The 19,711-nt window shown below is 74.3% G+C and carries 17 protein-coding genes; all 17 read left to right on the top strand.

Features of this window, described 5'->3' with window-relative positions; translation table 11 throughout:
• The first annotated feature begins 107 nt into the window (after positions 1 to 107).
• The gene (locus tag ACI8AB_RS04460; RefSeq protein WP_456949093.1) at positions 108 to 794 is read left to right on the top strand and encodes a phosphoribosyltransferase; all 687 of its coding nucleotides are present in this window, start codon (positions 108 to 110) and stop codon (positions 792 to 794) included.
• A gap of 40 nt (positions 795 to 834) precedes the next feature.
• The gene (locus ACI8AB_RS04455) at positions 835 to 2,109 is read left to right on the top strand and encodes a geranylgeranyl reductase family protein (RefSeq protein WP_456949092.1); all 1,275 of its coding nucleotides are present in this window, start codon (positions 835 to 837) and stop codon (positions 2,107 to 2,109) included.
• A gap of 152 nt (positions 2,110 to 2,261) precedes the next feature.
• Positions 2,262 to 2,624, top strand: a complete 363-nt coding sequence (locus ACI8AB_RS04450) for an NADH-quinone oxidoreductase subunit A (protein ID WP_456901421.1) — start codon at positions 2,262 to 2,264, stop codon at positions 2,622 to 2,624.
• 15 nt (positions 2,625 to 2,639) lie between these two features.
• Positions 2,640 to 3,317 carry a NuoB/complex I 20 kDa subunit family protein gene (locus ACI8AB_RS04445; protein ID WP_456901420.1) on the top strand — a complete coding sequence of 226 codons (678 nt, stop codon included), beginning with the start codon at positions 2,640 to 2,642 and terminating at the stop codon, positions 3,315 to 3,317.
• Entirely contained in the window at positions 3,314 to 4,051 is a 738-nt protein-coding gene (locus ACI8AB_RS04440; RefSeq protein ID WP_456949091.1) for an NADH-quinone oxidoreductase subunit C, read from the top strand. The genes ACI8AB_RS04445 and ACI8AB_RS04440 overlap by 4 nt, the downstream gene beginning before the upstream one ends.
• Positions 4,048 to 5,370, top strand: coding sequence for an NADH-quinone oxidoreductase subunit D (locus tag ACI8AB_RS04435; RefSeq protein ID WP_456949090.1), 1,323 nt, complete (start codon positions 4,048 to 4,050; stop codon positions 5,368 to 5,370). Before ACI8AB_RS04440 ends, ACI8AB_RS04435 begins: the two co-directional genes overlap by 4 nt.
• A 73-nt stretch (positions 5,371 to 5,443) precedes the next feature.
• Positions 5,444 to 6,466, top strand: coding sequence for an NADH-quinone oxidoreductase subunit NuoE (gene nuoE / locus ACI8AB_RS04430; protein ID WP_387987834.1), 1,023 nt, complete (start codon positions 5,444 to 5,446; stop codon positions 6,464 to 6,466).
• Between the two features lie 4 nt (positions 6,467 to 6,470).
• Entirely contained in the window at positions 6,471 to 7,799 is a 1,329-nt protein-coding gene (gene nuoF, locus ACI8AB_RS04425) for an NADH-quinone oxidoreductase subunit NuoF (RefSeq protein ID WP_456949089.1), read from the top strand.
• Entirely contained in the window at positions 7,796 to 10,282 is a 2,487-nt protein-coding gene (locus ACI8AB_RS04420) for an NADH-quinone oxidoreductase subunit G (RefSeq protein WP_456949088.1), read from the top strand. The genes nuoF and ACI8AB_RS04420 overlap by 4 nt, the downstream gene beginning before the upstream one ends.
• Positions 10,279 to 11,802: an NADH-quinone oxidoreductase subunit NuoH gene (gene nuoH / locus ACI8AB_RS04415; RefSeq protein ID WP_456949087.1), complete on the top strand. Its 1,524-nt coding sequence runs from the start codon at positions 10,279 to 10,281 to the stop codon at positions 11,800 to 11,802. The genes ACI8AB_RS04420 and nuoH overlap by 4 nt, the downstream gene beginning before the upstream one ends.
• Complete coding sequence (gene nuoI, locus ACI8AB_RS04410) at positions 11,795 to 12,442, top strand: NADH-quinone oxidoreductase subunit NuoI (protein WP_456901416.1); 648 nt, start codon at positions 11,795 to 11,797, stop codon at positions 12,440 to 12,442. Before nuoH ends, nuoI begins: the two co-directional genes overlap by 8 nt.
• Complete coding sequence (locus ACI8AB_RS04405) at positions 12,439 to 13,242, top strand: NADH-quinone oxidoreductase subunit J (protein WP_456949086.1); 804 nt, start codon at positions 12,439 to 12,441, stop codon at positions 13,240 to 13,242. Before nuoI ends, ACI8AB_RS04405 begins: the two co-directional genes overlap by 4 nt.
• Positions 13,239 to 13,538, top strand: a complete 300-nt coding sequence (gene nuoK, locus ACI8AB_RS04400; protein ID WP_387987828.1) for an NADH-quinone oxidoreductase subunit NuoK — start codon at positions 13,239 to 13,241, stop codon at positions 13,536 to 13,538. Before ACI8AB_RS04405 ends, nuoK begins: the two co-directional genes overlap by 4 nt.
• Positions 13,539 to 13,555: 17 nt before the next feature.
• A complete protein-coding gene (nuoL, locus tag ACI8AB_RS04395; protein WP_456949085.1) occupies positions 13,556 to 15,463 on the top strand; it encodes an NADH-quinone oxidoreductase subunit L in 1,908 nt (635 codons plus the stop codon).
• 34 nt (positions 15,464 to 15,497) lie between these two features.
• Positions 15,498 to 17,120, top strand: a complete 1,623-nt coding sequence (locus ACI8AB_RS04390) for an NADH-quinone oxidoreductase subunit M (RefSeq protein ID WP_456949084.1) — start codon at positions 15,498 to 15,500, stop codon at positions 17,118 to 17,120.
• A complete protein-coding gene (gene nuoN / locus ACI8AB_RS04385) occupies positions 17,120 to 18,649 on the top strand; it encodes an NADH-quinone oxidoreductase subunit NuoN (RefSeq protein ID WP_456949083.1) in 1,530 nt (509 codons plus the stop codon). Before ACI8AB_RS04390 ends, nuoN begins: the two co-directional genes overlap by 1 nt.
• Positions 18,649 to 19,707 carry a polyprenyl synthetase family protein gene (locus ACI8AB_RS04380; protein ID WP_387987824.1) on the top strand — a complete coding sequence of 353 codons (1,059 nt, stop codon included), beginning with the start codon at positions 18,649 to 18,651 and terminating at the stop codon, positions 19,705 to 19,707. The genes nuoN and ACI8AB_RS04380 overlap by 1 nt, the downstream gene beginning before the upstream one ends.
• Positions 19,708 to 19,711: the final 4 nt, after the last annotated feature.

Raw genomic sequence — 19,711 nt, 5'->3', positions numbered from 1 at the left:
CGACCCGATCTCCCCGCCGTCGCCGGCCCCGCTGCCGCAGCCGAGCCCCACCGACCCGAGCGCCCCGCCGCCGTCGGGACCCCAGCCCGTCTGACCCGGGCCGCGCGGTGGACGGCCGCCCGTACCGCGACCGGCGCGACGCCGGCCGGCAGCTCGGCGCGCGCCTGACCGACCCCGCCCGTCCCCCCGCCGTGCCGCTCGGCCCCGACGCGCTCGTCCTCGGCCTGCCCCGCGGCGGCGTCCTGGTCGCGGCCGAGGTCGCGGCGGCGCTCGGCGCGGAGCTCGACGTGGTCGCGGTCCGCAAGCTCGGCCTGCCCGAGCGGCCGGAGCTGGCCATGGGCGCGCTGGCCGCGGTGGGGGAGACCGTCGAGAGCGTCCGCAGCGAGTCCGTCCTCGCCCGCAACCCCGTCGGACCGGCCGCCGCGGACGAGGTCCGCCGCTCCGAGCTCGCCGAGCTGCGCCGGCGCCAGCTCGCCTACCGCGGCGACCGGCCGCCGCCCGCGCTCGCCGGCCGCACCGCCGTCCTCGTCGACGACGGGCTGGCCACCGGCTCCACCATGCGCGCCGCCCTCGCCGCGGTCCGCGCGGCCGGCCCCGCCGCGGTCGTCGTCGCGGTGCCCGTCGGGGCGCCCGACGTGTGCGCCGACCTGTCCGTGCTGGCCGACGAGGTCGTCTGCCCGGTCACCCCGCACCCGTTCGGCGCGGTGGGCCGCTACTACGACGACTTCGGCGAGACGTCCGACGACGAGGTGCACGCCGCGCTCGCCGGCGGCTCCGGCGGGGGGCCCGCCTAGGCTCGGGACGACCGCATTCCGAGCACCGAGGGGGCCGCGCGTGACGAGTCCGACCGCCGGGGGCGGCGCCGACGTCGTGGTGGTCGGTGCGGGACCGGCCGGGTCGGCCGCGGCCTGGACGCTGGCCACCGCCGGGCTCGACGTCGTCGTGCTGGAGAAGGCGCGCTTCCCGCGGGAGAAGGTCTGCGGCGACGGCCTGACCCCGCGCGCGGTGAAGGCGCTCGACGAGATGGGGATCGACGTCTCCCCGGCGGCCGGCTGGGTGCGGCACCGGGGCCTGCGGGTCTTCGGCGGCGGCCGGGTCGTCGAGGTCGACTGGCCGCAGCTGTCCTCCTGGCCCGGCTACGGGCTCATCCGGCCGCGGAAGGACCTCGACCCGATGCTCGCCGAGCACGCCGTGGCCGCCGGCGCCCGGCTCGAGCAGGAGGTCACCGTCACCGGCCCGCTGCTGGACGACGCCGGCCGGGTCGCGGGCGTGCACGCGCAGGCCGGCCCGGACAGGGAGGAGGTGACCTGGCGGGCGCCGCTGGTCGTCTCCGCGGAGGGCCTGTCCGGCCGGCTGGCCAAGGCCATCGGGCTGACCCGCCGCGAGGACCGCCCGCTCGGCGTCGCCGTCCGCCGGTACGTCGAGACGCCGCGCGGCGAGGACCCCTACCTCGACATCTCCTTCGACCTCTCCGCCGAGGGCCCCACCGCCGACTCGATGCCCGGCTACGGCTGGTCCTTCGGCATGGGCGACGGCACCGCCAACGTCGGCTTCGGCCTGCTCGACACCCGGCGCGGCGGCGAGACCGACGCCCGCACCGTGCTGCGCCGCTGGCTGGCCACCCTGCCGCCGGAGTGGCAGCTGGGCGAGGAGCACGCGGTCACCCCGCTGCGCGGCGCCGGCCTGCCCATGGCGCTCAACCGCGGGCCGGCCTACACCCGCGGCCTGCTGCTGGCCGGCGACACCGCCGGCGTGGTCAACCCGTTCAACGGCGAGGGCATCAGCTACGCGCTGGAGACCGGCCGCATGGCCGGGGAGACGGCGGCCGCGGCGCTCGCGACACCGGAGGGGCCGGCCCGCGAGGCGGTGCTGCGCCGCTACCCCGAGCGGCTGCGCGAGGCCTACGGCCGCCACCACCGGCTCGGGATGGCCTTCCTGGCCCTGCTCGACCGGCCCGGCCTGGTCCGCTTCGCCACCGCGCACGGGCTCGAGCGGCCGGCGATGGTGAACGCCGCGCTGCGGCTGATGGGCAACCTCTCCGACGGCCGCGACGGCGACCGCTTCGACCGCGTGGTCGCCGTCCTCACCCGCCTGGCGCCGTCCGTCTGAGGAGCGCCGGAAGCGGTCCGTGACCGGACCGTGACCCGGGGATGTGAACTCACTCACCCCCTGCGCTTCACTTGCCGCTCCCGGCGGCATAGGCTCGTGGCACGAGTTTGTGAATTTCTTCACAAGCCCACGAGCCGCCGAGGGAGGTGCCGGTGCTGTCGTCCTACGTCCCGATCGTGGGGCTGTTCGCGCTCGCCGCGGCCTTCGCGCTGTTCTCGGTGACGGTCGCGCCGTTCGTCGGTCCGCGCCGCTACAACCGGGCCAAGCTCGAGGCGTACGAGTGCGGCATCGAGCCGGTCGACCAGCCGCTGCACGGCGGCCGCTTCCCGGTGAAGTACTACCTGACGGCGATGCTGTTCATCGTCTTCGACATCGAGATCGTCTTCCTCTACCCGTGGGCCGTCGCCAACGACGCGCTGGGTGTCTTCGGCCTGGTCGAGATGGTGGTCTTCATCGCCACCGTCTTCCTCGCCTACGCCTACGTCTGGCGCCGCGGCGGCCTCGAGTGGGACTGACGGAGGGGAGCTGACGTGGGTCTCGAGGAGAAGCTGCCGAGCGGCTTCCTGCTGACCACGGTGGAGAAGCTGGTCAACTGGACGCGGAAGTCCTCGCTGTGGCCGGCCACCTTCGGCCTGGCGTGCTGCGCCATCGAGATGATGGCCACCGGCGCCGGCCGGTACGACCTGGCCCGCTTCGGCATGGAGGTGTTCCGCGCCTCCCCGCGCCAGGCCGACCTCATGATCGTCGCCGGCCGGGTGAGCCAGAAGATGGCACCGGTCCTGCGGCAGATCTACGACCAGATGCCCGAGCCGCGGTGGGTGCTCGCCATGGGCGTCTGCGCCAGCTCCGGCGGCATGTTCAACAACTACGCGGTGGTGCAGGGCGTCGACCACGTGGTGCCGGTCGACATGTACCTGCCCGGCTGCCCGCCTCGCCCGGAGATGCTCATGGACGCGATCCTCAAGCTGCACCACAAGATCCAGAACGAGCCGCTCGGTCCGAAGCGGGCCCGCCGGCTCGAGGAGGAGCGGGCCGAGGGCCGCGCCCCCGACCTGCTGGTCGAGATGCCCTCCAGCGTCCGCGCCGACAAGGCCAAGCGGGCGGCCTACGAACAGGCCGCGGCCCTCGGGCGCACGGGCCAGTTCGCCATCGAGCAGCGCGGGGGCGACGCCGTCCTGCTGCCCGGACCGCGCGGCGGGTCCCGGTGACCGGCCCCGGCGACCGCAGCGGCGCCGACGCCTCGCAGGGCGCCGCGGCCGCGGGCGGCGGCTTCCGCAAGGGCGCGTTCGGCGTCAGCGGCAGCGGCGACACCTCCGGGTTCGGCGGCCTGGTCCGCGTCGAGCCCGGCGGCGCGGTCGCGCTGCACTCCACCGACCGCCCCTACGGCGGCTGGTTCGACGAGGTGACCGACGCGCTGATCGACGCCGTCGGCGCGGCCACCTACGCCGCCGCCGTGCAGCGCGTCCTCGTCGACCGCGGGGAGATCACCTACTTCGTCGCCCGCGAGCACCTGCTCACCCTGGTCCGGGCGCTGCGCGACGACGACGCCCTGCGCTTCGAGCTGTGCAGCAGCGTCTCCGGCGTCGACTACCTCGACAGCGGCGGCCCCGCGGCGGACGCCGGCCGGCCGCGGCTGCACGTCGTCTACCACCTGACCTCGATGACCTACCGGCGGCGGATCCGGCTCGAGGTCGCCGTCACCGCCGAGGACCCGCACGTGCCGTCGGTGTCCTCGGTCTACCCGACGGCGGACTGGCACGAGCGGGAGACGTACGACATGTTCGGCGTCGTCTTCGACGGGCACCCGGCGCTGACCCGGATCCTCATGCCCGACGACTGGGACGGGCACCCGCAGCGCAAGGACTACCCGCTCGGCGGCGTGCCGGTGGAGTACCACGGCGCGACGATCCCGCCGCCCGACACCCGGCGGAGCTACCGATGAGCACCACCTACGACCCGTACGCCGGCTCGCGGGAGACCACCGAGGGGCGGGTCTACACCGTCACCGGCGGCGACTGGGACCAGGCCTTCGGCGCGGACCTCTCCGGCGAGGAGCGGCTCGTCGTCAACATGGGGCCGCAGCACCCCTCGACGCACGGTGTCCTGCGGCTGGTCCTCGACCTTGAGGGCGAGACGGTGACCAAGGCGCGGGTGGTCATCGGCTACCTGCACACCGGCATCGAGAAGAACACCGAGTACCGCAACTGGGTGCAGGGCACGACCTTCGTGACGCGGATGGACTACCTGTCCCCGCTGTTCAACGAGGCCGGCTACAGCATGGCCGTCGAGAAGCTGCTCGGCATCGAGGTGCCGCAGCGCGCGCAGACCATCCGCGTGCTGGTGATGGAGATCAACCGGATCGCCTCGCACCTCGTGGGCCTGGCCACCGGCGGCATGGAGCTGGGCGCGCTCACCGGCATGACCAACGGCTTCCGCGAGCGGGAGCTGTGCCTCGACCTGCTCGAGGAGATCACCGGGCTGCGGATGAACCACGCCTACATCCGGCCCGGCGGCGTCGCCCAGGACCTGCCGGCCGGCGTGGAGGAGTCGATCCGCGAGTGGCTCGAGGTCATGCCGGAGCGCCTGGCCGGCTACCACAAGCTGCTCACCGGCCAGCCGATCTGGCAGCGGCGGCTCAAGGACGTCGGCTACCTCGACGTCACCGGCTGCCTGGCGCTCGGCGTCACCGGGCCCGTGCTGCGCGCCACCGGGCTGCCCTGGGACCTGCGCCGGACGGAGCCCTACCTCGGCTACCAGGACTACGACTTCGAGGTCCCCACGGCCGACACCAGCGACGCCTGGGGCCGCTACCTGGTCCGGATGGCCGAGATGTTCGAGTCGCTGAAGATCGTCCGCCAGGCGCTCGACCGGCTCGAGCCCGGCCCGGTGATGGTCGAGGACCGGAAGATCGCCTGGCCCGCGCAGCTGTCGCTGGGCGCCGACGGCATGGGCAACTCCCTCGAGCACGTCCGCCACATCATGGGCACCTCGATGGAGGCCCTGATCCACCACTTCAAGCTGGTCACCGAGGGCTTCCGGGTGCCGGCCGGCCAGGTGTACGTGCCGATCGAGTCACCGCGCGGGGAGCTCGGCTACCACGTGGTCAGCGACGGCAGCACCCGGCCGTGGCGCGTCCACGTGCGCGACCCCAGCTTCGTGAACCTCCAGGCGACCGCGGCCATGAGCGAGGGCGGCATGATCGCCGACGTCATCGCCGCCATCGCCTCCATCGACCCCGTGATGGGAGGGGTGGACAGGTGAGCGAGCTCGCGAGGTCACCCAGGAGCACAGCAGCGCCGCGAGCGGCGTCGACGAGCGCCGGCGAGGAGAAGCCGTGAGCGCGCTCCCCGGGTCCCGGGAGGGCGCGGCGACGACGGGGCTCGTCGACAGCCCCGTCGAGCCGACGCCGGCGGACCTGCCGCCGCTGACCGAGCAGGCCTGGCTCGAGGCGCGGGAGATCACGACCCGCTACCCGCAGCCGCGCTCGGCGCTGCTGCCGATGCTGCACCTGGTCCAGAGCTACCAGGGCTACGTGACGCCGGAGGGCGTCGCGCTGTGCGCCGAGGTGCTGGGGCTGACCAAGGCCGAGGTCGGCGCGGTCGCGACCTTCTACACGATGTACAAGCGCCGCCCGACCGGCCGGCACCTGGTCAGCGTCTGCACCAACACGCTGTGCGCCGTCCTCGGCGGGCAGCGGATCATGGACGCGCTGTCCGCCGACCTCGGCGTCCACCACGACGAGACGGCGGCCGACGGCTCGGTCACCCTCGAGCACGCCGAGTGCCTGGCCGCCTGCGACTACGCGCCCGTGGTCACCGTCGACTACGAGTTCTACGACCAGCAGGACGTCGAGAGCGCCCGGGCGCTGGTCGCCGCGCTGCGCCGCGGGGAGAAGCCGCACCCGACGCGCGGCGCCCCGCTCACCGACTTCCGCGGGGTCTCCCGGCAGCTGGCCGGCTTCTCCCAGCACGCCGACGCCGGGGCCGCGCGCGCCGCCGTCGACGCGCCGGGCGAGTGGGGGCCGACGCTGGCCGGCGTCCGGCTGGCCGCCGAGCGCGGCGAGTCCGCCCCGCCGATGAGCGGTCCCGAGCCGGAGCCCGCCGACGCCGGCGAGCCCGCGGACACGGTCGCGCCGTCCGGCGACACCGGGCAGACGCCGGAGGAGGAGGCCGCCGACGCCCGCGTCGCCGCCGCCGACAACCCGGCCGAGCGGGCCGGCGCCGCGCAGGCGCACCCCGACCGCGGCACCGAGTACGGCCGGCGCACCCCCGGCGGCGACCGTCCCACCCCCGACACCCCCGCGGGCACCGAGCCGGGCACCTCCGGCCAGGGGCCCGCGACCCAGCGGGAGGCCTGACCCGATGCCCCTCACCCCCGTCCTCACCTCGCGCTGGGGCGCCGAGCAGCCCTGGCGGCTGTCCACCTACGAGTCCCTCGACGGCTACGCCGCGCTGCGCACCGCGCTGTCGATGCAGCCCGACGAGCTGGTCTCCCTGGTCAAGGACTCCGGCCTGCGCGGCCGCGGCGGCGCAGGCTTCCCGACCGGCATGAAGTGGAGCTTCATCCCGCAGCCCAAGCCGGGGGAGACGCCCACCGGGCCGGCCGCGATGCCCAAGTACCTCGTGGTCAACGCCGACGAGGGCGAGCCCGGCACCTGCAAGGACCTGCCGCTGATGATGACCGACCCGCACTCCCTGGTGGAGGGCGTGATCATCTCGGCGTACGCGATCCGCTGCCGGTTCGCCGTCATCTACGTCCGCGGCGAGGCGGTGCACGCCCACCGCCGGCTGGTGGCCGCCGTCGAGGAGGCCTACGCGGCCGGCTACCTCGGCAGCGACGTCCTGGGCTCGGGCTACGACCTGGAGCTGGTCGTGCACGCCGGCGCCGGGGCCTACATCTGCGGCGAGGAGACGGCGCTGCTCGACTCGCTCGAGGGCTACCGCGGCCAGCCGCGGCTCAAGCCGCCGTTCCCCGCGGTCGCCGGGCTCTACGGCGCCCCCACGGTCATCAACAACGTGGAGACGCTGGCCACCGTGCCGTTCGTCGTCCGCGGCGGCGCCGACTGGTTCAAGCGGTTCGGGCCGGAGAAGTCGCCCGGGCCGAAGATCTACTCGCTGTCGGGCCGGGTGACCCGCCCCGGCCAGTACGAGGCGCCGATGGGCACCACGATGCGCGAGCTGCTGGAGATGGCCGGCGGCGTGCGGGCCGGGCACGAGCTCAAGTTCTGGACGCCGGGCGGCTCCTCGACGCCGTACTTCACCGCCGAGCACCTCGACGTGCCGCTCGACTTCGACTCGGTCGCCGCCGCGGGCTCGATGCTCGGCACGACGGCGCTCATGGTGTTCGACGAGACCGACTCGATCGTCGAGGCCACCCTGCGGTTCACCGAGTTCTACGCGCACGAGTCCTGCGGCAAGTGCACGCCCTGCCGCGAGGGGACCTACTGGCTGGTGCAGGTGCTGCGGCGGCTGGTCGACGGCCGCGGGACGGCGGCCGACCTCGACCTGCTCACCGACACCTGCGACAACATCCTCGGCCGCTCGTTCTGCGCCCTCGGGGACGGCGCGACCAGCTGCATCACCAGCTCGCTCAAGTACTTCCGCGACGACTACGTCGCCCTGCTGCCGCCGGAGGAGCAGGCCCGCCTGGGCCGCTCGCTGCGGCTCGAGCCCGTCGGAGTCGCCTCGTGACGCTCACTCCCACCGCCCCCGAGCCCGCGCCGGCGGTGCCGCCGGGCGTCCCCGGCCCGCACACCCCGCCGGACGCCGTCCGCTGCACCATCGACGGCTTCGACGTCGCGGTGCCCAAGGGGACGCTGATCATCCGCGCCGCGGAGATGGTCGGCATCCAGATCCCGCGGTTCTGCGACCACCCGCTGCTCGACCCCGTCGGCGCCTGCCGGCAGTGCCTCGTCGAGGTGGAGGGCCAGCGCAAGCCGGTGGCCTCCTGCACCATGCCGGTCACCGACGGCATGGCGGTGAAGACGCAGCTGACCAGCCCGGTCGCCGACAAGGCGCAGCAGGGCACGATGGAGCTGCTGCTGATCAACCACCCGCTGGACTGCCCGGTCTGCGACAAGGGCGGCGAGTGCCCGCTGCAGAACCAGGCCATGAGCAACGGCCGCACCGAGACCCGCTTCGTCGACGTCAAGCGGACCTATCCGAAGCCGCTGCCGATCAGCAGCGAGATCCTGCTGGACCGCGAGCGCTGCGTGCTGTGCGCCCGCTGCACCCGGTTCTCCCAGCAGGTGGCCGGCGACCCGTTCATCGAGCTGTTCGAGCGGGGCGCGCTGGAGCAGGTCGCCGTCTACGAGGACGAGCCGTTCTCCTCCTACTTCTCCGGCAACACCACCCAGATCTGCCCGGTCGGCGCGCTCACCAGCGCGCAGTACCGGTTCCGGTCGCGGCCGTTCGACCTGCGCAGCGAGCCCTCGGTGTGCGAGCACTGCGCGTCGGGCTGCTCCATGCGGTCCGACTACCGGCGCGGCAAGGTCATGCGCCGGCTGGCGGGGGAGGACCCGGCGGTCAACGAGGAGTGGACCTGCGACAAGGGCCGCTTCGCCTTCCGCTACGCCGCCACCAACGACCGGCTCGCCACCCCGCTGGTCCGCCGCGGCGGCGTCCTGGAGCCCGCCTCCTGGCCGGACGCGTGGGCCGCGGCCGCCGAGGGCCTGCGCGCGGCACGGGCCGCGGGCGGCGTCGGGGTGCTGCCGGGCGGCCGGCTGACCGTCGAGGACGCCTACGCCTGGGCGAAGTTCGCCCGCGTGGCCCTGGGCACCCACGACGTCGACGCCCGCGCCCGCGCGCACTCCGCCGAGGAGCAGGCGTTCCTCGCCGCGCACGTGGCCGGCACCGGCCCCGGGCGCGGGGCGGTCACCTACGACGACCTCACCGCCGCCCCGGCCGTGCTGCTGGCCGGCTTCGAGCCGGAGGAGGAGTCGCCGATCGTCTTCCTCCGCCTGCGCCGGGCGGTGCGCAAGGGCGGGCTGGCCGTCTACGACCTGGCGCCGTTCGCCACCCGCGCGGCGCAGAAGCTGCAGGCCACCGTGCTGGTCACCCGGCCCGGCGAGGAGGCGCGCGCGCTCGCGGCGCTGGCCGAGGGCAGCTGGGGCGGCCCGGCCGTCGAGGCGCTGCGGCAGCCCGGCGCGGTCGTGCTGGCCGGCGAGCGGCTGGCCGAGGTGCCCGGCGCGTTCACCGCGCTGGCCGCCCTCGCCCGCGCCACCGGCGCCCGCCTGGCCTGGGTGCCGCGGCGGGCCGGGGAGCGCGGCGCCGTCGAGGCCGGCGCGCTGCCCGCGCTGCTGCCCGGCGGCCGGCCGGTCGAGGACCCCGTCGCCCGCGCCGAGGTGGCCGCGCTGTGGGGCGTGGACCCCGCCGACCTGCCGGCGTTCCCGGGCCGGGACACCACCGGCATCCTCACCGCGGTCCGCGACGGCCGGCTGGCCGGCCTCGTGGTCGGCGGCGTGGACCCCGCCGACCTGCCCGATCCCGCGCTCGCGGCGGCGGCGCTGGGCGCGGCGTCGTTCGTCGTCAGCCTCGAGCAGCGGCCGACCGCCGTCACCGAGCACGCCGACGTCGTCCTGCCGGTGGCCGCCGCGCCGGAGAAGGCCGGCAGCTACCTGGACTGGGAGGGCCGGGTGCGGCCCTTCGACGCCACGCTGCACGGCACCGGCCAGCTCCCCGACGGCCGGGTGCTGCACGGCCTGGCCGAGCACCTCGACGCCGACCTGCGGCTGCCCACCCCCGACGCGGCCCGCGCCGAGCTCGCCCACCTCGGCGACACGAGCGCCCGCGCCGAGGGCGGCCTCGACGTGCCGCCGGCCGTGGCACCGGAGCCGGGCGAGGGGGAGGCGCTGCTGGCCTCCTGGCGGCAGCTGCTCGACGTCGGGACGCTGCAGCGCGACGAGCCCGAGCTCGCCGGCACCGCCCGCCCGCCGGTGGTGCGGATCAGCGCCTCGCGGGCCGCCGGGCTCGGCGTGGCCGACGGCGCCCCGCTCACCGTCACCGGCGCCACCGGCTCGGTCACCCTGCCCGTCTGCGTCACCGAGATGCCCGACGACGTGGTGTGGCTGCCGATGCGCTCACCCGGCAGCGAGCTGCGCACCGGCCTCGGCACGGCGCCCGGCGGCGTCGTCCGGCTGAGCGCTCCCGGATCGAGCGCGGGAGGTGCCGCGTGACCCTGCTCGCCGCCGCCGACCAGCCGACGCTCGAGGACTTCGGGCGCGACGTCTGGTGGATCGTGCTCGTCAAGATCGTCGGCGTCTTCGTCGTGCTGGTCCTCATGACGCTGTTCGCGATCGTGTTCGAGCGCAAGGTCGTCGCCCGCATGCAGCAGCGCATCGGCCCCAACCGGGTCGGCCCGCGCGGCTACCTGCAGAGCCTCGCCGACGGGCTGAAGCTGGCGTTCAAGGAGGACATCCGGCCCGCGATGGCGGACAAGCCGGTCTACTTCCTGGCCCCCGTCATCGCGACCATCCCCGCGTTCCTGGCCTTCTCGGTCATCCCGCTGGGCCCGGTGGTCAGCATCTTCGGCCAGCAGACCCCGCTGCAGCTCACCGACGCCCCCATCGGCGTCCTCGTCGTCCTGGCCTGCTCGGCGATGGGCGTCTACGGCATCGTGCTGGCCGGCTGGGCCTCGGGCTCGACCTACCCGCTGCTCGGCGGGCTGCGCAGCGCCGCCCAGATGGTCAGCTACGAGATCGCGATGGGCCTGTCGATCGTCGCGGTGTTCCTCTACGCCGGGTCGATGTCGACCTCGGAGATCGTCGCCGCCCAGGCCGACGGCAACCGGCTGTCGTTCTTCGGGCTGGAGTTCACCGGGCCGAGCTGGTTCGCCGTCCTGCTGCCGGTCAGCTTCGTCATCTACGTGATCGCCGTCGTCGGCGAGACCAACCGGGCGCCGTTCGACCTGCCCGAGGCGGAGAGCGAGCTGGTCGGCGGCTTCCACACCGAGTACTCGTCGCTGAAGTTCGCGCTGTTCTTCCTCGCCGAATACATCAACATGGTCACCGTCTCGGCGCTGGCCGCGACGCTGTTCCTCGGCGGCTGGCGGGCCCCGTGGCCGATCTCCATCTGGGACGGCGCCAACTCCGGCTGGTGGCCGCTGCTGTGGTTCTTCCTCAAGGTCGCCGCCGCGCTGTTCGTGTTCATCTGGCTGCGCGGGACGCTGCCCCGGCTGCGCTACGACCAGTTCATGCGCTTCGGCTGGAAGGTCCTGGTGCCGACGGCGCTGGCCTGGATCCTCGCCGTCGCCACCATGCGCACCGTCTCCCGCGAGGCGGACCTGTCCACCGGCCAGGTGGCGGTGTTCGTCGGCGTGCCGATCGCGCTGCTGGTGCTGCTCGCGCTGTCGGTCGCCAGCCGGGCCAGCAACCGCGACACCCGGCTCATGGCCGAGGACGCCGCGGCCGGCGGCGTCCACGCCACCGACCCCGACCCCGACCCCGAGGTGCTGCCCCCGGCCGGGCCGCGGCACCGGCCGGCGCAGCGCACCGGCCCGGCCCGCGCCGAGGGCGGCTTCCCGGTGCCGCCCATGGACCTCGTCGTGCCGCCGTCGCCACGGCTGCGCCGCGCCGAGCCGGTGGGCGCGCGTCCCGAGGGCGGCGTGGTCAGCAGCGGCCGCCGAGCCGCCGGCAGCACCACGGGCAGCACCACGGGCAGCACGGCCACCAGCGCACAGGAGGAGACCGATGCCTGACCAGGACCCGGCGACCGGCGGCGAGTCGAAGGGACTGGCCCAGGCGGCCCGGGGCGGTGAGGTCGAGCGGGCCGGCGGCGGCACGCCCGCGCCACACCGCAGCCTGCTGCCGGCGCCCGGCCAGGGCTTCGGCGTCACCTTCGCCCAGATGTTCAAGAAGGTGACCACCGAGGAGTACCCCGACGTCCCCAAGGTGACCAAGCCGCGCTACCACGGCCGGCACGTGCTCAACCGGCACCCCGACGGGCTGGAGAAGTGCGTCGGCTGCGAGCTGTGCGCCTGGGCCTGCCCGGCCGACGCGATCTACGTCGAGGGCGGGGACAACACCGAGGACGCGCGCTACAGCCCCGGGGAGCGGTACGGCCGCGTCTACCAGATCAACTACCTGCGCTGCATCTTCTGCGGGCTGTGCATCGAGGCCTGCCCCACCCGCTCGCTGACGATGAGCAACGACTTCGAGCTGGCCGACGACAACCGGCAGGACCTGATCTACACCAAGGAGCAGCTCATGGCCCCGCTGCTGCCCGGCATGGAGGCCCCGCCGCACCCGATGCGCCTCGGTGACGACGAGAAGGCCTACTACGTGCGCGACCCGCAGCAGGGCTCACCGGCCGAGCCGGTGACGGTGGAGCGGGCATGACCGGGGTCGCCATCGGCACCGGCGAGGCCGTCGTCTTCTGGATCCTGGGCCCGGTCGCGCTGGCCGGGGCGCTGGGGATGGTGTTCAGCCGCAACGCCGTCCACTCGGCGCTGTGGCTGGTCAACACGATGCTCGCCCTCGGCGTGTTCTACGTCGTCCAGTCCGCGCCGTTCCTCGGCGCCGTGCAGATCATCGTCTACACCGGCGCGATCATGATCCTGTTCCTGTTCGTGCTCATGATGGTCGGCCGGGACTCCTCGGACTCCGTGGTCGAGACGCTGCGCGGGCAGCGGGTGGCGGCCACGGTGCTCGGCGTCGGGTTCGCCGGGCTGGTCGGCGCCGGCATCGCCCGCGCCACGCAGGACACCCCGGTCGCGGGCCTGTCCGACGCGCAGGGCGGCACCGGCAACATCGACTCGATCGCCGAACTGCTGTTCACCCGCTACCTGCTGGCCTTCGAGGTCACCAGCGCGCTGCTGATCACCGCCGCGGTCGGCGCGATGGTGCTCGCGCACATCGAGCGCGAGCCCGGCACCCGGCGGACGCAGAAGGAGCTCTCCCGCGCCCGGTTCCTCACCGACCGGTCGCAGACGCTGCCCGGCCCCGGCGTGTACGCGCGCGCCAACTCCGTCGCCGCCGGGGCGCTGCTGCCCGACGGCGGGGTCGCCGAGGACAGCCTGGCCACCGGCATCGAGCCCCAGGAGGTCGACCAGATGCCCCGTCCCACCGGCCGGGCGCAGCTCGGCAGCCCGGACGCCGCCCTCGGCACGCTCGACCCGGCACCGGAGGACCGGCGGTGAGCCTCACGCACTACCTGGTGCTCGCGGCGATCCTGTTCACCGTCGGCGCCGTCGGCGTGCTGGTGCGGCGCAACGCGATCGTCGTGTTCATGTGCGTCGAGCTGATGCTCAACTCGGTCAACCTGACGCTGGTCACCTTCGCCCGGGCCTCCGGCACCGTCGACGGCCAGATCATGGCGTTCTTCGTCATGGTCGTCGCCGCCGCGGAGGTCGTCGTCGGCCTCGCGATCATCATGTCGATCTACCGGACCCGCCGGTCGGCGTCGGTCGACGACGCCAACCTGCTCAAGTACTGACGGGAGCCGGCACCCCCATGGAATCCGCCGTCGCCGCCGAGGGCCTGCTGTCGGCCTCGTGGCTGGTCATCGCACTGCCGCTGCTCGGGGCCGCGGTCCTCCTCCTGGGCGGGCGCCGCACCGACCGCTGGGGCCACCTGCTGGGGACGGCGACCGTCCTGGCCGCGTTCGTGGTCGCGCTGCTGGCCACCGTGCAGCTGGCCGGCCTGGAGGAGCGGGCGGTCGACGTCGACCTGTTCACCTTCCTGTCGGTGGGCTCGCTCGACGTGCAGGCCGGGCTGCTGGTCGACCCGCTGTCGGCCACCTTCATGCTGCTGATCACCGGCGTGGGCGGGCTCATCCACGTCTACTCGGTCGGCTACATGGCGCACGACCCGCGGCGGCGCCGGTTCTTCGCCTACCTGAACCTGTTCGTCGCGGCGATGCTGCTGCTGGTCCTCGGCGACAACTACGTGGCCCTCTACGTCGGGTGGGAGGGCGTCGGCCTGGCCTCCTACCTGCTCATCGCCTTCTGGCACGAGCGCCCCGCCGCGGCCACCGCCGCGAAGAAGGCCTTCGTCATGAACCGGGTCGGCGACGTCGGCCTGGCGCTGGCGATCTTCGTGATGTTCGCCCAGCTCGGGACGGTCTCCTACGAGGGCGTCTTCGGCGGGGTCGGCGCCCTGGCCGGCGGCACGGTGACGGCGCTCGGCCTGCTCCTGCTGCTCGGCGCGTGCGGCAAGTCCGGCCAGTTCCCGCTGCAGGCGTGGCTGCCCGACGCCATGGAGGGCCCGACGCCGGTCTCGGCACTCATCCACGCCGCGACGATGGTCACCGCCGGCGTCTACCTCATCGCCCGCTCCGCGCCGATCTACGACCTGACGCCGACCGCCCGCGCCGTCGTCCTCGCCGTCGGCGCGGTCACGCTGCTCTACGGCGCGGTCGTGGGCTGCGCGTACGACGACATCAAGAAGGTGCTCGCGTACTCCACGGTCAGCCAGATCGGCTACATGTTCCTCGCCGTGGGCCTGGGCCCGGTCGGCTACGCCGCGGCGATCGCCCACCTGCTCACCCACGGCTTCTTCAAGGCCGGGCTGTTCCTGGGTGCCGGGTCGGTCATGCACGCGATGGGCGACCAGGTGGACATGCGCCGCTTCGGTGGGCTGGCGCGGAAGCTGCCGGTCACCTTCGTCACCTTCGGCCTGGGCTACCTCGCGCTGATCGGGTTCCCGTTCCTGTCCGGCTACTGGACCAAGGACGCGATCATCGAGGCGGCGCTGGACCGCGGCGACGGGTGGGGCTGGCTGCTCGGCGCGGTCGCCGTCGTCGGCGCCGGGCTGACCGCCTTCTACATGACCCGGCTGGTGCTGATGACGTTCCTCGGCCGGCCGCGGTGGACCGAGGGCCGGCACCCGCACGAGGCGCCGACGGTGATGACCGCGCCGATGGTGGTGCTCGCCGTCGGCTCGGTGGCCGCCGGGTTCCTGCTGGTGCAGGTGTTCCCGCTCGACGAGTGGCTCGCCCCGGTGTTCGGCGAGCCCGAGGAGGCCGCGCACGTGGTCGCCCCGGCCGTCGTCGGCATCGTGGTGACCGCGGTGATGCTGGTCGGCGTCCTGGCGGCGTGGCTGTTCGTCGGCCGCCGCGAGGTCCCCGAGGTCGCCCCGGCCCGCGTCTCGCCGGTGGTGCGCGCGGCGCGGAGGAGCCTCTACGCCGACACGGTCAACGAGTCGCTGTTCATGCGGCCGGGCCAGTGGCTCACCCGGGCGCTGGTGTGGGTGGACAACCGCGGCGTCGACGGCGCGGTCAACGGCCTGGCCGCCACGCTCGGCGGCTCGTCGTCGCGGCTGGGCCGGGCGCAGACCGGGTTCGTCCGGTCCTACGCGCTCGGGATGCTCGGCGGCGCGGTCCTGGTGGCCGGGGCGCTGCTGGCGGTGACGGCCGGGTGAGCGAGCCGGGCTCTCAGGAGAGGACGACGACAGAGTGAGCGACTCCCTGCTCCTGGTCGCGATGCTGGTGGTGCCCGCGGTGGGCGCCGCCGTCGTCGCGGCGCTGCCCCGCGCGAACACGGCGCTGGCCCGGCAGCTCGCCCTCGGCGTCAGCCTGGTCGTGCTGGTGCTCGCGGTGCTGGCCACGGTCGCGTTCGACCCCGACGGCGACCGGTTCCAGCTGACGACGTCGGTGCCGTGGATCGAGGGCTTCGGCGTCGACTTCGCCCTCGGCGTCGACGGCATCGCCCTGGTCATGCTGCTGCTGGTCGGTGTGCTGGTGCCGGTGGTCGTGCTCGCCTCCTGGCGCGACGAGCCCACCGGCCGCCGCTCGATGCGGACGTTCTTCGCCTGGCTGCTGCTGCTCGAGGCGTGCATGGTCGGCGTCTTCGCCGCCACCGACGTCTTCCTCTTCTACGTCTTCTTCGAGGCGATGCTCGTCCCGATGTACTTCCTCGTGGGCAGCTTCGGCGGCCCGCGCCGGCAGTACGCGGCGGTCAAGTTCTTCCTGTACAGCCTGGTCGGCGGGCTGGTCATGCTCGCCGCGGTCATCGGCCTGTACGTCGTCAGCGAGGCGGCGGGCGACGGGACGTTCGCCTTCGAGTCGCTGCGGCAGCTCGACATCGACCCGGCCGCGCAGCGGCTGCTGTTCCTCGGCTTCTTCGTCGCCTTCGCGATCAAGGCGCCGCTGGTGCCGCTGCACACCTGGCTCCCCGACGCCGGTGCCGAGGCCCCGATCGGCGGCGCGGTGCTGCTCGTCGGCGTCCTCGACAAGGTCGGCACGTTCGGGTTCCTGCGCTACTGCCTGCCGCTGTTCCCCGACGCCTCCCGGGAGTTCGCCCCGCTGGTGCTCGTCCTCGCCGTCGCCGGCGTCCTCTACGCCGCGCTGCTGGCGATGGGGCAGAGCGACATGAAGCGGCTGGTGTCCTACACCTCGATCGCGCACTTCGGCTTCATCGCCCTCGGCGTCTTCGCCTTCACCACCGAGGCCGGCACCGGCGCGGTGCTGTACATGGTCAACCACGGCATCGCGACCGGCCTGCTGTTCCTCGTCGTCGGGATGCTCATCGCCCGCGGCGGCTCCCGGCTGGTCGGCGACTACGGCGGCGTGGCCACGCGGGCGCCGAAGCTGGCCGGGGTGTTCCTGGTCGCGGGGCTCGCGTCGCTGGCGCTGCCGGGCACCAACAGCTTCGTCAGCGAGTTCCTCGTGCTGATCGGCTCGTTCCCGACCCGGCCGGTGTTCACGGTCCTGGCCACCGTCGGGATCATCCTGGCCGCGCTCTACGTCCTGCTGCTCTACCAACGGACCATGCACGGCCCGCCGCGCGGCGTGCTCTTCCCGGCCGACGACGAGCCGGCCCCGGCCCCCGCGGGCGGCGCGCACGGTGTGACGGCGACCCTGACCGCCCCGGCCCCCGCGGCCCGGGCGACGGCGCGGCTGCGCGACCTGACCCGCCGCGAGACGGTCGTCGTCGCCCCGCTGGTGGCCCTGGTCATCGTGCTGGGCGTCTACCCGCAGCCGCTGATCCGGCTGATCGAGCCCGCCGTCGCCGCCACCATGAGCGACGTCGGCGCCGACCCGGCCGGCGTCGACGCTCCGACCGAGGGGACCGACTGATGACCATCGAGGCCCCCGACCTCTCCTTCGCCGCGCTCGCGCCGCTGCTGTTCGTCCTCGGCGCCGCGTGCGTCGGCGTGCTCGTCGAGGCGTTCGGCCCGCGCGACACCCGCCACCCGGTGCAGGTCGCCGTCGCGCTGGTCGGCACCCTCGGCGGGCTGGTCAGCACCCTGCTGCTCGCGGGCACCCGCGAGGTGACCGCCGGGGGAGCGCTCGCGATCGACGGCGCCGGGCTGTTCCTGCAGGCCACCATCGCCGGGCTCGGCGCGCTGTCGCTCCTGCTGTTCGCCGAGCGCAACCTCGACCCGGCCCGTTCGGCGTTCGTCGTCTCCGCCGCGGTGCCCGCGGGCAGCGTCCGCGACCGCGAGCTGCTCACCGTGCAGCGCGTGCAGACCGAGGTCTACCCGCTGGCCACCTTCGCCATCGGCGGCATGATGCTGTTCGTCACGGCGAACGACCTGCTGCTGATGTTCGTCGCGCTCGAGGTGCTCAGCCTGCCGCTGTACCTGATCAGCGGCCTCGCCCGCCGGCGCCGGCTGCTGTCGCAGGAGGCGGCGGTCAAGTACTTCCTGCTGGGCGCCTTCGCCTCGGCGTTCTTCCTCTACGGCCTGGCGCTGGTCTACGGCGCCACCGGCAGCGTCCGGCTCTCCGCGGTCCGCGAGGCGGTCGCGGCCGGCGGGGGCGGCACGCTCGCCGTCCTCGGCCTGGCGCTGCTGATCGTCGGGCTGCTGTTCAAGGCCAGCGTGGCGCCGTTCCACACCTGGACGCCGGACGTGTACCAGGGCGCGCCCACCCCGGTCACCGCGTTCATGGCCGCCTGCACCAAGGTCGCCGCCTTCGGCGCGATCCTGCGGCTGCTGTACGTCGCGTTCGGCACCGAGGAGTGGACCTGGCGGCCGCTGGTCTACGCCGTCGCGATCGTGTCCATGGTCGTCGGCGCGGTCCTCGGGCTCACCCAGACCGACCTCAAGCGGATGCTCGCCTACTCGTCGGTCGCGCACGCCGGGTTCCTGCTCACCGGCGTCCTCGGCTACCCGGGGACGGGCCTGTCGGCCGTGATGTTCTACCTGCTGGTCTACGGCCTCACCACGCTCGGCGCGTTCGCCGTGCTCACCCTGGTGCGCAGCGGCGACGGCGAGGCCACGCACCTGTCGCAGTGGGCGGGCCTCGCGCAGCGCTCGCCGGTCACCGCCGCGGTCATGAGCCTGTTCCTGCTCGCGCTCGCCGGCATCCCGCTCACCAGCGGCTTCACCGGCAAGTTCGCCGTCTTCCGGGCGGCGATCGAGGACGGCGCCTGGCCGCTGGCGCTGGTCGCGCTGCTGGCGAGCGCGGTGGCGGCGTTCTTCTACCTGCGGGTCATCGTGCTCATGTACTTCTCCGAGCCGGCCGCCGACGGTCCCACGGTCGGCGTCCCCGGGCTGCCCACCACCGTCGTCCTCGCGGTGACCGCCGCGGCCACCCTGGTCCTGGGGATCGTCCCCGGGGCGGTGCTCGGTCTCGCCGATCGGGCGGCTATCTTCGTCGGTTGATGACCGGACCCCGTGCCGCCGTCGACGGGATCGCCCCGGCCGAGGTCTGGCACCGCATCTCGACCCCCGCCTCGACCATGGGCCCCTGGCTCCCGGGCGGGGCCCTCGGCGACTCGCTGGCGGAGGGGCTGGCCAACGTGGAGGCGGCGCTGGCCACCGCGGTGGCCAGCGAGCACCCGTTCGTCTCCGAGGCCGCGGGCCACCTCATGGCCGCGGGCGGCAAGCGCTTCCGCCCGATGCTCGCGCTGCTGGCCGCCCACCTGGGCGACGCGCACGCGCCGGACGTCGTACGGGCCGCCGTCGTCTGCGAGCTCACCCACCTGGCCACGCTGTACCACGACGACGTCATGGACGAGGCCGCCGTCCGCCGCGGGGCGCCCAGCGCCAACAGCCGGTGGACCAACAGCGTCGCGATCCTCACCGGCGACTTCCTGTTCGCCCGCGCCTCGGACCTGCTCGCCGACCTCGGCCCCGAGGCGGTCCGCATCCAGGCGCGCACGTTCGAGCGGCTGGTCACCGGCCAGATCCGGGAGACCGTCGGCGCCCGCCCCGGCGAGGACCGCGTGCAGCACTACCTCGAGGTGCTGGCCGACAAGACCGGCTCCCTGGTCGCCACCTCGGCCCGCTTCGGCGCCCGCTTCGCCGGCGTCGACGCCGACCTGGTGGGCGCGCTGACCCGCTTCGGCGAGGAGGTCGGCGTCGCGTTCCAGATCTCCGACGACCTGCTCGACATCGTCAGCCAGGACGGCGCGTCGGGGAAGGCGCCCGGCACCGACCTGCGGGAGGGCGTCGCCACGCTGCCCGCGCTGATCGCGCTGGCCGGGGACGACCCCGCCGACGCGCGGCTGCGCGAGCTGGTCTCCCGCCCGCTGTCCGACGACGCCGAGCACGCCGAGGCACTGGCGCTGCTTCGGGGGTCCGCGGCGCTCGACCGCGCCGGCGCGGTGCTGCGGGACTACGCCGACCGCGCCCGGTCCTCGCTGTCCGCCGTCCCGGCCGGTGAGGTGCGGGACGCGCTGTCGGCGCTGTGCGACTACGTGGTCACCCGCACCAGCTGACGGA

The sequence above is a fragment of the Geodermatophilus sp. SYSU D00698 genome, assembly GCF_054050335.1.
This window is presented reverse-complemented; position numbering and strand designations above follow the sequence as displayed.